6 protein-coding genes, 3 rRNA genes and 1 other annotated feature are annotated in these 13,103 nt (G+C 44.4%); of the genes, 8 read left to right on the forward strand and 1 reads right to left on the reverse strand.

Annotated features, from left to right (window positions below; genetic code table 11):
- The first annotated feature begins 108 nt into the window (after positions 1 to 108).
- The 6 genes from JSQ81_RS12375 to JSQ81_RS12400 all read left to right on the forward strand — a co-directional run bounded on the left by JSQ81_RS12375 (position 109) and on the right by JSQ81_RS12400 (position 9,021).
- Positions 109 to 1,664 (forward strand): 16S ribosomal RNA (locus JSQ81_RS12375).
- Between the two features lie 352 nt (positions 1,665 to 2,016).
- Positions 2,017 to 4,972 (forward strand): 23S ribosomal RNA (locus tag JSQ81_RS12380).
- 80 nt (positions 4,973 to 5,052) lie between these two features.
- A 5S ribosomal RNA gene (rrf, locus tag JSQ81_RS12385) occupies positions 5,053 to 5,168 on the forward strand.
- Together the 16S, 23S and 5S rRNA genes form the textbook arrangement of a ribosomal RNA operon.
- Before the next feature lie 300 nt (positions 5,169 to 5,468).
- Positions 5,469 to 5,948, forward strand: coding sequence for a glutathione peroxidase (locus JSQ81_RS12390; RefSeq protein WP_212604368.1), 480 nt, complete (start codon positions 5,469 to 5,471; stop codon positions 5,946 to 5,948).
- Positions 5,949 to 6,050: 102 nt separating this feature from the next.
- A complete protein-coding gene (gene guaB, locus JSQ81_RS12395) occupies positions 6,051 to 7,517 on the forward strand; it encodes an IMP dehydrogenase (protein ID WP_212604369.1) in 1,467 nt (488 codons plus the stop codon).
- A gap of 157 nt (positions 7,518 to 7,674) precedes the next feature.
- Positions 7,675 to 9,021 (forward strand): D-alanyl-D-alanine carboxypeptidase family protein, encoded by a 1,347-nt coding sequence (locus tag JSQ81_RS12400; RefSeq protein WP_371812380.1) that lies wholly within the window; start codon positions 7,675 to 7,677, stop codon positions 9,019 to 9,021.
- 17 nt (positions 9,022 to 9,038) lie between these two features.
- Here JSQ81_RS12400 and JSQ81_RS12405 read toward each other — a convergent pair whose 3' ends face one another.
- The gene (locus tag JSQ81_RS12405) at positions 9,039 to 10,454 is read right to left on the reverse strand and encodes a MocR-like pyridoxine biosynthesis transcription factor PdxR (protein ID WP_212604370.1); all 1,416 of its coding nucleotides are present in this window, start codon (positions 10,452 to 10,454) and stop codon (positions 9,039 to 9,041) included.
- A 98-nt stretch (positions 10,455 to 10,552) separates the two neighbouring features.
- Between JSQ81_RS12405 and pdxS the strand changes: the two genes are divergently transcribed.
- Together pdxS and serS are read left to right on the forward strand one after the other, a co-directional pair.
- Complete coding sequence (gene pdxS / locus JSQ81_RS12410; RefSeq protein WP_212604371.1) at positions 10,553 to 11,404, forward strand: pyridoxal 5'-phosphate synthase lyase subunit PdxS; 852 nt, start codon at positions 10,553 to 10,555, stop codon at positions 11,402 to 11,404.
- Positions 11,405 to 11,525: 121 nt separating this feature from the next.
- Positions 11,526 to 11,741 (forward strand) — a binding site (T-box leader).
- Positions 11,742 to 11,811: 70 nt separating this feature from the next.
- Positions 11,812 to 13,089, forward strand: a complete 1,278-nt coding sequence (serS, locus tag JSQ81_RS12415; RefSeq protein WP_212604372.1) for a serine--tRNA ligase — start codon at positions 11,812 to 11,814, stop codon at positions 13,087 to 13,089.
- The last annotated feature ends 14 nt before the right edge of the window (positions 13,090 to 13,103 follow it).

Here is a 13,103-nt window from a genome sequence, read left to right on the forward strand (position 1 = left end):
AAACTGAACAGCAAAACGTCAAGATATAACGTTTCGTTAAATCGAAACAAAAAAGAATCTTCGGATTCGAAGTCAGCAAAATGAAACTCGAGCTATTCAAGTTTCTCTATTATGGAGAGTTTGATCCTGGCTCAGGACGAACGCTGGCGGCATGCCTAATACATGCAAGTCGAGCGAACATTATAAGGAGCTTGCTTCTTATAATGTTAGCGGCGGATGGGTGAGTAACACGTGGGCAACCTGCCCTGCAGATGGGGATAACTCCGGGAAACCGGGGCTAATACCGAATAATCAGTTTGTTCGCATGAACAAACTCTGAAAGACGGCTTACGCTGTCACTGCAGGATGGGCCCGCGGCGCATTAGCTAGTTGGTGGGATAACGGCCTACCAAGGCGACGATGCGTAGCCGACCTGAGAGGGTGATCGGCCACACTGGGACTGAGACACGGCCCAGACTCCTACGGGAGGCAGCAGTAGGGAATCTTCCACAATGGACGAAAGTCTGATGGAGCAATGCCGCGTGAGTGAAGAAGGTTTTCGGATCGTAAAACTCTGTTGTGAGGGAAGAACAAGTACGGGAGTAACTGCCCGTACCTTGACGGTACCTCATTAGAAAGCCACGGCTAACTACGTGCCAGCAGCCGCGGTAATACGTAGGTGGCAAGCGTTGTCCGGAATTATTGGGCGTAAAGCGCGCGCAGGCGGCCTTTTAAGTCTGATGTGAAAGCCCACGGCTCAACCGTGGAAGGTCATTGGAAACTGAAAGGCTTGAGTACAGAAGAGGAAAGCGGAATTCCACGTGTAGCAGTGAAATGCGTAGAGATGTGGAGGAACACCAGTGGCGAAGGCGGCTTTCTGGTCTGTAACTGACGCTGAGGCGCGAAAGCGTGGGGAGCAAACAGGATTAGATACCCTGGTAGTCCACGCCGTAAACGATGAGTGCTAAGTGTTAGGGGGTTTCCGCCCCTTAGTGCTGGAGCAAACGCATTAAGCACTCCGCCTGGGGAGTACGGCCGCAAGGCTGAAACTCAAAGGAATTGACGGGGACCCGCACAAGCGGTGGAGCATGTGGTTTAATTCGAAGCTACGCGAAGAACCTTACCAGGTCTTGACATCCCGCTGCCCGGCATAGAGATATGCCTTTCCCTTCGGGGACAGCGGTGACAGGTGGTGCATGGTTGTCGTCAGCTCGTGTCGTGAGATGTTGGGTTAAGTCCCGCAACGAGCGCAACCCTTAACCTTAGTTGCCAGCATTCAGTTGGGCACTCTAAGGTGACTGCCGGTGATAAACCGGAGGAAGGTGGGGATGACGTCAAATCATCATGCCCCTTATGACCTGGGCTACACACGTGCTACAATGGACGGTACAGAGGGTTGCCAACCCGCGAGGGGGAGCTAATCCCATAAAACCGTTCCCAGTTCGGATTGCAGGCTGCAACTCGCCTGCATGAAGCCGGAATCGCTAGTAATCGTGGATCAGCATGCCACGGTGAATACGTTCCCGGGTCTTGTACACACCGCCCGTCACACCACGAGAGTTTGTAACACCCGAAGTCGGTGAGGTAACCCTTTTGGGAGCCAGCCGCCGAAGGTGGGACAGATGATTGGGGTGAAGTCGTAACAAGGTAGCCGTATCGGAAGGTGCGGCTGGATCACCTCCTTTCTAAGGATTATGTTCGAGAGCGAAAACACTTCGTGTTTGACCTTTCAACATTCGGAATGCAGATTATATCTGCAACTTGACGTTTTGCGTTCAGTTTTGAAGGCTCATTAAGTTTATTAAGTGTTTTTCACTTGATAAATTATGAACTTTCAAAACTTGTTCTTTGAAAACTGGATAAAACAATATTAAGAGTAACAAATCAAGTAATCAATCGAGTCGATTACATTTGTAATTGACAATGCAATACCTTTTTAATGAACATTGACTTTACATCGCTGTCTAGTCGTGTTCAAGAAAAGTATTTAACAGTGACCAGAGCATTCAAATGCAATGAAAACTGATGAATATTTTAGGTTAAGTTAGAAAGGGCGCACGGCGGATGCCTTGGCACTAGGAGCCTAAGAAGGACGGCACTAACACCGATATGCTCTGGGGAGCTGTAAGTAAGCTTTGATCCAGAGATTTCCGAATGGGGAAACCCACTGCCCGTAATGGGGTAGTACATGTACGTGAATACATAGCGTACTTGAGGCAAACCCGGAGAACTGAAACATCTAAGTATCCGGAGGAAGAGAAAGAAAAATCGATTCCCTGAGTAGCGGCGAGCGAAACGGGAATAGCCCAAACCAGGAAGCTTGCTTCCTGGGGTTGTAGGACACTCTATACGGAGTTACAAAGGAATGAATTAGACGAAGCGACCTGGAAAGGTCCGCCGTAGTGGGTAAAAGCCCCGTAGTCGAAAGTTCATTCTCTCCAGAGTGTATCCTGAGTACGACGGAACACGTGAAATTCCGTTGGAATCCGGGAGGACCATCTCCCAAGGCTAAATACTTCCTAGTGACCGATAGTGAACCAGTACCGTGAGGGAAAGGTGAAAAGCACCCCGGAAGGGGAGTGAAATAGATCCTGAAACCGTGTGCCTACAAGTAGTCAGAGCTCCGTTGATCTTTTCTTCGGAATTGATCACGAGTGATGGCGTGCCTTTTGTAGAATGAACCGGCGAGTTACTGATTCCATGCAAGGTTAAGCAGTGAATGCGGAGCCGCAGCGAAAGCGAGTCTGAATAGGGCGATTTAGTATGGGGTCGTAGACCCGAAACCAGGTGATCTACCCATGTCCAGGGTGAAGGTAAGGTAACACTTACTGGAGGCCCGAACCCACGTATGTTGAAAAATGCGGGGATGAGGTGTGGGTAGCGGTGAAATTCCAATCGAACCTGGAGATAGCTGGTTCTCTCCGAAATAGCTTTAGGGCTAGCCTCAAACGTTAGAATCTCGGAGGTAGAGCACTGTTTGGACTAGGGGCCCATCCCGGGTTACCGAATTCAGACAAACTCCGAATGCCGAAGATTTATGTTTGGGAGTCAGACTGCGGGTGATAAGATTCGTAGTCGAGAGGGAAACAACCCAGACCACCAGTTAAGGTCCCCAAATATCCGTTAAGTGGAAAAGGATGTGGCGTTGCCCAGACAACCAGGATGTTGGCTTAGAAGCAGCCACCATTTAAAGAGTGCGTAATAGCTCACTGGTCGAGTGGCGCCGCGCCGAAAATGTACCGGGGCTAAACGGATTACCGAAACTGTGGATTGACACCTTTGGTGTCAGTGGTAGGAGAGCGTTCTAGGGGCGTTGAAGTCAGACCGTAAGGACTGGTGGAGCGCCTAGAAGTGAGAATGCCGGTATGAGTAGCGAAAGAAGGGTGAGAATCCCTTCCACCGAATGCCTAAGGTTTCCTGAGGAAGGCTCGTCCGCTCAGGGTTAGTCGGGACCTAAGTCGAGGCCGAAAGGCGTAGACGATGGACAACAGGTTGATATTCCTGTACCACCTCCCCGCCGTTTGAACAATGGGGGGACGCAGTAGGATAGGGTGAGCGCGCTGTTGGTTATGCGCGTCTAAGCAGTAAGGTGTGAAACGAGGAAAATCCCGTTTCTATAACATTGAGCTGTGATAGCAAGGGGAATTATCCCCGGAGTCCCTGATTTCACGCTGCCAAGAAAAGCCTCTAGTGAGGCGGGAGGTGCCCGTACCGCAAACCGACACAGGTAGGCGAGGAGAGAATCCTAAGGTGATCGAGAGAACTCTCGTTAAGGAACTCGGCAAAATGACCCCGTAACTTCGGGAGAAGGGGTGCTCTGGTAAGGTGTTAAAGCCTGAGAGAGCCGCAGTGAATAGGCCCAAGCGACTGTTTAGCAAAAACATAGGTCTCTGCAAAACCGCAAGGTGAAGTATAGGGGCTGACGCCTGCCCGGTGCTGGAAGGTTAAGAGGAGAGGTTAGCGCAAGCGAAGCTTCCAATTGAAGCCCCAGTAAACGGCGGCCGTAACTATAACGGTCCTAAGGTAGCGAAATTCCTTGTCGGGTAAGTTCCGACCCGCACGAAAGGCGTAACGATTTGGGCACTGTCTCAACGAGAGACTCGGTGAAATTATAGTACCTGTGAAGATGCAGGTTACCCGCGACAGGACGGAAAGACCCCGTGGAGCTTTACTGCAACCTGATATTGAATTCTGATGCAGTCTGTACAGGATAGGTAGGAGCCTGAGATTCCGGAGCGCCAGCTTCGGAGGAGGCGTTGGTGGGATACTACCCTGACTGTATTGGAATTCTAACCCATGCCCCTTATCGGGGCAGGAGACAGTGTCAGGCGGGCAGTTTGACTGGGGCGGTCGCCTCCTAAAGAGTAACGGAGGCGCCCAAAGGTTCCCTCAGAATGGTTGGACATCATTCGTAGAGTGCAAAGGCATAAGGGAGCTTAACTGCGAGACCTACAAGTCGAGCAGGGTCGAAAGACGGGCTTAGTGATCCGGTGGTTCCGCATGGAAGGGCCATCGCTCAACGGATAAAAGCTACCCCGGGGATAACAGGCTTATCTTCCCCAAGAGTCCACATCGACGGGAAGGTTTGGCACCTCGATGTCGGCTCATCGCATCCTGGGGCTGTAGTCGGTCCCAAGGGTTGGGCTGTTCGCCCATTAAAGCGGTACGCGAGCTGGGTTCAGAACGTCGTGAGACAGTTCGGTCCCTATCCGTCGCGGGCGCAGGAAATTTGAGAAGAGCTGTCCTTAGTACGAGAGGACCGGGATGGACACACCGCTGGTGTACCAGTTGTCTTGCCAAAGGCATCGCTGGGTAGCTACGTGTGGACGGGATAAATGCTGAAAGCATCTAAGCATGAAGCCCCCTTCAAGATGAGATTTCCCATTACGCAAGTAAGTAAGATCCCTCAGAGAAGATGAGGTTGATAGGTCCGGGGTGTAAGTGCGGCGACGTACGTAGCTGACGGATACTAATTGATCGAGGACTTAACCTATTCAAGTTAAAAGGGTTTGATTGACCCTGATTTGTGAAAAGATTATTCGTTTTATCCGGTTTTGAGCGAACAAGCTCAAGTCTGGTGACGATAGCGAAGAGGTCACACCCGTTCCCATACCGAACACGGAAGTTAAGCTCTTCAGCGCCGATGGTAGTTGGGGGCTTCCCCCTGCAAGAGTAGGACGTTGCTAGGCACTTAAAGAGTCATTACCTTAAATGGTAGTGGCTTTTTTGTTTTATAAAAACGATTAAACAAGCAAAAAATATTCCGAAACGACTAAAGATTGCTTGAAAAGACCATAGTTGATCATAAAAATGACTAAAACAAACATCCAAACGGCCAAAAATCCCGATATTAGAAGTTTAAAAACAGATTTTAATCCAATATTTTTAGGCAATTCGCCCGTTAAATGAAAAAATATTATTCATTTAATACGAAAATATTGTAGTTCTTCGTTGTTCAATTTATGATAAGAGGAATAGGAGATGTTATTATGGATGAAATATATAATTTTTCGGTAAAAAAACCGGATGGAAGTATACAATCGTTGGCTGATTTCAAGGGTAAATCCTTATTAATTGTAAATACTGCAAGTAAATGCAGCTTCGCAAATCAATTTAATGAACTACAAAAACTCTACGAAGAATATAAAGACGATGGTTTTGTTGTCCTGTCCTTTCCATCCGACAACTTTAGAAACCAGGAATACGAAAATGTTGAAAAAACGATGAAGGTTTGTAAATTAATCTACAAAGTGACTTTTCCAATGTTTGCAAAGGTAAATGTAAAAGGCGATGATGTTGATCCACTGTTCAAGTTTTTAACCTCTGAGAAAAAAGGTTTACTGACAAATGGTGTTAAGTGGAATTTCACAAAATTCCTAGTGAACAAAGAGGGTGTCGTTATTGACCGTTTTGCGCCGCAAACATCTCCATTAAAAATAAAGAAAAAGATTAAAGAAACTGTTCAGTGAAAAATACGAATACATTTACTACTCGAAAGAACCTTGACAGTCAATACAGTCGCTGATAATATTTTACTAATATTCAAAAGAGATCAGGGAGGCAAAATTAAGATGTGGGAATCAAAATTTGCACGTGAGGGACTTACTTTCGACGATGTATTGCTAATACCGGGGCCTTCTGATGTATTACCTAAGGATGTATCCCTTTCTGTTGATTTGACGGAAAAGATAAAGTTAAATATACCAATTATCAGTGCCGGTATGGATACAGTTACCGAATCACGAATGGCTATTTCCATGGCAAGACAAGGCGGACTTGGCATCATTCATAAAAATATGAGTATTGAAGAACAAGCTGAACAAGTTGTCACTGTTAAACGCTCGGAAAATGGAGTTATTACAAATCCATTTTACTTAACGCCTAATCACCAAGTTTTTGACGCCGAACATTTAATGAGCAGATACAGAATTTCAGGTGTTCCAATTGTTAATAATGAAGAAGAACTTAAGCTTGTTGGAATTATTACCAATCGGGATATGCGTTTTATTCAGGATTATTCTTTAATGATCAACGATGTAATGACGAAAGATAATCTTGTAACTGCTCCCGTGGGTACAACATTGGACGATGCTGAAAAAATCCTTCAAAAGTATAAAATCGAGAAACTTCCAATAGTTGACGAGGAAGGCATTTTGAATGGTTTAATTACGATTAAAGATATTGAAAAAGTCATGGAGTATCCTAATGCTGCAAAAGATAAGCAAGGTAGACTACTTGTCGGCGCGGCGGTTGGTGTTACTTCTGACACAATGCTTCGTGTAAAAAAACTTGTTGCCGCAGAAGTTGATGTAATTGTAATTGACACTGCACATGGGCATTCAAAAGGTGTTATCGATACAGTAGCGGATATCAGAAATGAATTCCCTGAGCTTGAAATTATCGCAGGTAATATCGCTACTGCTGAAGGTGCTCGCGCTTTATATGAAGCAGGCGCGGATGTTGTTAAGGTTGGCATCGGTCCTGGTTCTATCTGTACAACACGTGTTGTTTCAGGTGTCGGAGTTCCACAAATTACAGCTATTTACGAGTGTGCGTCTGTTGCCAGAGAACTAGGGAAAACAATGATTGCTGACGGTGGTATTAAGTATTCAGGCGATATTGTGAAGGCGCTTGCTGCTGGCGGACACGTAGTCATGCTTGGAAGTCTTTTAGCGGGAACGACTGAGAGTCCGGGTGAAACTGAATTATTCCAAGGACGTCGTTTCAAAGTGTACCGCGGAATGGGGTCAGTCGGCGCAATGGAACACGGATCAAGAGACCGTTACTTCCAAGACGACGCGAAAAAACTTGTTCCTGAAGGAATTGAGGGACGCCTTCCATACAAGGGAGATATAGCGGATACTATTCACCAATTAGTTGGTGGAATTCGTGCAGGCATGGGTTACTGCGGTTCGAGAAATCTCCTGGAACATCGCGAAAACGCTCAATTTATTCGCATGACAGGTTCAGGTTTATTGGAAAGTCATCCACATCAAGTTCAAATTACTAAAGAAGCGCCAAACTATACACTTTCATAAAAAAATACAAAATACTAATCATAAAGTTTTGGGAACTTAAGCATCTTTCCTGCGTCTTGATATAAGCGGAAAGATGCTTTTTTTGCTATAGTTCCCTCGTCGCATGAGATTTGTGGTAAAATTATTAAGGGGAAATCGCATTAACGGAGGTAAGGTTTTGAAGCAGAAAATGAGAAAATATATTGCAATGATTGTAATTCCGCTGTTGTTTGTTATGTCAGTTGGAATAGTCCCAGCCGCTGCTGCTGATGGGGGTATAGGGATTAATGTCGACGGAGCGATTCTAATTGATGCAGATAGCGGAAAGATTTTATATGAACAAGATGCAGATGTTCCACTCGGCATTGCGAGTATGACGAAAATGATGACAGAGTATATCCTTTTCGAAGCGATTGAAGAAGGTAAAATCACCTGGGATCAAGAATACCGAGTGAATGATTATACGTACAAGGTTTCACAAGATCGTAGGTTAAGTAACGTGCCGCTACGTGAGGACGGTACGTATACGATTCGAGAGTTGTATGAAGCCACTGCGATTTACTCCGCAAATGCGGCAACGATTGCGATTGCTGAATCAATTGCAGGAACAGAAACTGAGTTTTTGAAGTTAATGAATGCGAAAGCCGAAGAACTTGGCCTTAAAGATTATAAGTTTGTGAATACGACGGGGTTAAACAACTCGCATCTTCAAGGAATGCATCCAAAAGGGACAGGCGCTGAAGAAGAAAACATGATGCCCGCGAAATCGGTTGCTAAACTTGCGTATCATTTACTAAAAGACTTTCCGGAAGTACTAGATACGACAAGTATCAAAACAAAAAAATTCCGTGAAGGCACTGACGATGAGATTAAAATGGATAACTGGAACTTCATGCTTCCAGGGTTTGTTTATGAATATCCAGGCGTAGACGGTTTAAAAACTGGAACGACAGAATTTGCTGGACATTGTTTTACAGGTACTGCGGTGAAAGATGGGAAACGTGTGATTGCCGTCGTCATGAATGCAGTTAACGAAAAAGGAAAAGGTTCATATAAGGCACGCTTTGAAGCCACTCGAGCATTGTTTGATTATGGTTTTACTCAGTTTTCGGAAGTAGAATTTGCACCAGCCGGGTATAAATTTGAAAAGCAGAAATCAATAAACGTTAGTAAAGGTAAAACGAACACGGTCGAAATAGCAGTTAAAGAACCAATAAAAATGATGGTCAAAACAAGGGATAAGGATTTATATAAACCCGAACTTGTTCTTGATGAATCAAAGTTAACGGATGGCGAACTTGTAGCACCTATTAAAAAAGATACAGTTGTCGGTCATGTCGAACTTGTTCGTGAAGATGGCAAGGATTATGGTTATATCGATTCAGATAATCCATCATTAGAGGTTGTGACGACAGAGTCTGTAGAAAAAGCTGGTTGGTTCTCGCTTTCAATGCGTGCAATCGGTGATTTCTTTGTCAGTATTTGGGACAGTGCAATAGGCTTTGTTAAAGGATTATTTAAGTAAAATAAAAAGCGGTGAATCTAAATGGATTCATCGCTTTTTTTTATTTCCCAAGTCATCATAAGCTCGTCGATAACCTTTTTTATTGTATCAACAGACAAACCACCGAATCCTATGAGAAAGGATGGTTCATCTTCTACCGGATTTTTTCGATATTTATTTAAACCATAAATCCGAATACCGACTTTTTTTGCTAACTCGATTAATTTCTCTTCAGTACGGTCGGTATGAACTGTAATAATTATATGCATCCCCGCTTCCTCTCCTGAATAGGATATATGCGGTGAATAAAGGAGAATTGCGTCGACTAGCGTTTGAAGTTTTCTTCTATATATTGTTCGCATTCTATTTAGATGTCGTGAAAATTGACCGTCTGCCATAAAACGTGCAAGAATGTGCTGATCAAGGCGCGGGACAGTGGATGCATAGTGAATGAAAGCATCCTTATACCGTTTCAGCAGAATGTCTGGCAACACCATATAAGCGATACGCAAGGACGGCATAAGTGATTTTGAAAATGTACTTATATAAATAACATTATCTCCTTTGTCCATACCTTGTAAAGCGGGAATCGGTCTGCCGGTATAACGAAATTCGCTGTCGTAATCATCTTCGATAATAAAATGATTTTTATGAGACGTCGCCCAATTTAGTAATGCCGTCCTTCGCGCTGCGGAAAGAACAGTGCCCGTCGGAAATTGGTGGGAAGGTGTTAAGTATGCGACAGTCGCACCGGAGTTTTGAAGCATGCCGATGTCCATTCCTTCTTGATCTACTTCAATAGGAAATACTTTTCGGTTATTATGATAAAAAACATGGTGCGTTAATGGGTAACCCGGATCTTCAATTGCATAAGTTGCATCGAGTCCGAGTATACGAATAACGAGCGGCATAAGTTGTTCTGTGCCTGAGCCGACAATAATCTGTTCAGGCGTGCAGTTGACCCCTCTTGAATGATATAAATAGCGTGCAATTTCCTGTCGAAGCAACAGATCGCCATGTGGGTCGCCAAGTAGTAAAAGATCTTTTGAAGATTCATCAATGACATCTTTCGCATATTTTCGCCATTGTGTAAATGGAAAGGATTCCGTGTCAATATGGCCAGGTGATAAATCGATATGAATGTTTTCGGGTTTTGGCTCAGTTGTTTCCACAATTCCATCTGTCGGTTGTATATAAGCAAGTTCCTCAATAGCTTGGACGTAAAAACCTTTTCTAGGTACGGAAGAGATAAATCCTTCAGCGGTCAGTTGGCCATAAGCAAGTTCAATGGTCGTTTGACTTACATTAAGGAATTCACCCAGTTTTCTTTTAGAAGGTAGTTTTCTCCCGACTTGCAGTTTCCCATTCGTTATATCTACACGAATTTGATCGTAAATTTGTTCGTATAAGGGGATAGTCGTATTTTTATCAAGTTCAATTAATAGCATCTCCATAAATAAACCTCCACTGACCCTTTCAATTCGTATGAAACTGGGTATTTTAATATGGTCATCTTCCAGTATACTGAACACTATGAATAGGAGGAAGAATTATGACTATAAATATGAACTACGGCGGCGTCATTATGGACGTTATTAACGGTGAACAGGCAAAAATAGCGGAGGCAGCAGGCGCGGTTGCGGTTATGGCACTTGAACGCGTTCCGTCAGATATCCGAGCAGCAGGCGGAGTTGCACGAATGGCAGATCCTCGTATTGTAGAAGAGGTACAAGCAGCAGTATCGATTCCTGTTATGGCAAAAGCGAGAATCGGCCATATTTCCGAGGCACGTTTGCTTGAAGCAATGGGCGTTGATTTCATTGATGAAAGTGAAGTATTATCACCAGCAGATGATGAATTTCATTTATTGAAAAGCGGTTATTCAGTGCCGTTTGTTTGTGGGGCGCGTGATCTCGGGGAAGCGGCCAGAAGAATTGGCGAAGGTGCAAAAATGCTTCGTACAAAAGGAGAGCCGGGAACTGGGAATATCGTTGAAGCGGTCCGCCATCTTCGTATGGTGCATGCGCAGGTGAATAAGCTTGTTCATATGAATGAAGCAGAAGTGATGACAGAAGCGCGCATTTTAGGTGCGCCGTATGAGATTCTGCTTGCCATTAAAGAAGCAGGGCGTTTACCTGTAACAAATTATGCAGCAGGCGGCGTGGCGACACCAGCTGATGCGGCACTAATGATGGAACTGGGTGCGGATGGCGTATTTGTCGGTTCGGGAATTTTCAAATCTGAAAATCCGGAGAAGTTTGCACGTGCGATTGTGGAAGCAACGCAAAATTATCAAAACTATGAGTTGCTTGTTCAATTATCAAAAGACCTTGGCGAACCAATGAAAGGCATTGAAATGTCATCCTTGTCGGCAAGTGAACGGATGGCAAATCGTAGTCAGTAAAAGTTTTTATGCCTACTCTTATGTGTGAAAATATAAGAGTAGGCGCTTTTTATTTGTCGATGAACATAACTTGTGACTTGCCAATAAAACATCTATATAGTATGGTAATAATAATTTCAAATGTGAAACGATGATGGGAAGTAGTAGCAAGCCTGTTTTTTGAAGAGAGTCGGCGGGTGGTGCGAGCCGATAAAAACAATTGCGAATCCGTCCCTGAGTAGCTGGGCTGAAATCAGTAGGTCTATGCCGGTACTTGAACCGTTATTTCAATGGAGTGAATCAGATAATACACATCTGGTTAATTTGGGTGGCAACGCGGGTAGTTCTCGTCCCTTTTTATAGGGGATAGAGGGCTTTTTTTGTTGTCTATATTCATGTACTGTCTAAAAAATGAGGAGGAATTTACTATGTTGGATATTAGAAAAGTTCGAGCTAATTTTGATGAAGTAAAAGAAAAGCTTTCAAAGCGCGGAGAAGATCTTTCGGATTTCGACAAGTTCAGCGAATTAGATGAAAAACGAAGAGAACTCATCGTCAAAACGGAAGTACTGAAAGCAGAACGGAATAATGTATCCGGACAAATCGCTGAGATGAAACGTAATAAAGAAGATGCTGATGAGGCTATTGTACGGATGCGCGAAGTTGGTGAAGAAATAAAAGAATTGGATGACGAACTTCGTGAAATTGAAGACAAATTGAATTACATCATGATGCGAATTCCTAATATTCCTCACGAAAGCGTACCATTTGGCGATAGCGAGGACGATAATGTTGAAATTCGTACTTGGGGTGAACGACCTGCATTCGAATTCGAAGCGAAACCGCATTGGGATCTCGGAACGGATTTGAAAATACTTGATTTCGAACGCGCGGCCAAAGTTACAGGAAGCCGTTTTGTCTTCTATCGCGGCCTTGGTGCGCGTTTAGAACGAGCACTTATTAACTTTATGCTTGATCTTCATATTGACGAACACGGTTATGAAGAAATATTGCCGCCGTATTTAGCCAATCGAGAAAGCTTAACAGGGACGGGCCAACTTCCTAAGTTTGCGGAGGATTTATTCCACGTGGAAGAAGAGGATTATTTCCTTATCCCTACGTCTGAAGTGCCTGTAACGAATTTTCATCGCGATGAAATCTTAAATGGAGAACAACTTCCGATTGCGTTTACGGCATATAGTGCAAACTTCCGATCAGAAGCAGGATCAGCAGGTCGAGATACGCGCGGATTAATACGCCAGCATCAGTTTAATAAAGTTGAGCTTGTTCGTTTAGTGAAACCCGAGGATTCATATGCAGAACTTGAAAAATTAACAGGCCATGCAGAAAAAGTGTTGCAATTATTGAAGCTTCCGTACCGCGTGCTAAATATGTGTACTGCAGATCTTGGCTTTACTGCGGCGAAGAAATATGACATCGAAGTATGGATACCAACACAAAATATGTACCGTGAAATTTCTTCATGTTCAAACTTTGAAGATTTCCAGGCGCGCCGTGCGCATATTCGCTACCGTAGCGAAGCAGGAGCGAAGCCGGAATACGTTCATACGTTAAATGGAAGTGGGCTAGCGGTAGGCCGAACAGTGGCGGCAATACTTGAAAATTACCAGCAGGAAGATGGGTCAGTCATCATTCCTGAAGTTCTTCGTCCATATATGGGTGGAAAAGAAGTTATTACAAACTAATAAAAAGAGCTTCA

Origin of the sequence: Sporosarcina sp. Marseille-Q4063, from assembly GCF_018309085.1 — a bacterium.
GTDB lineage: Bacteria > Bacillota > Bacilli > Bacillales_A > Planococcaceae > Sporosarcina.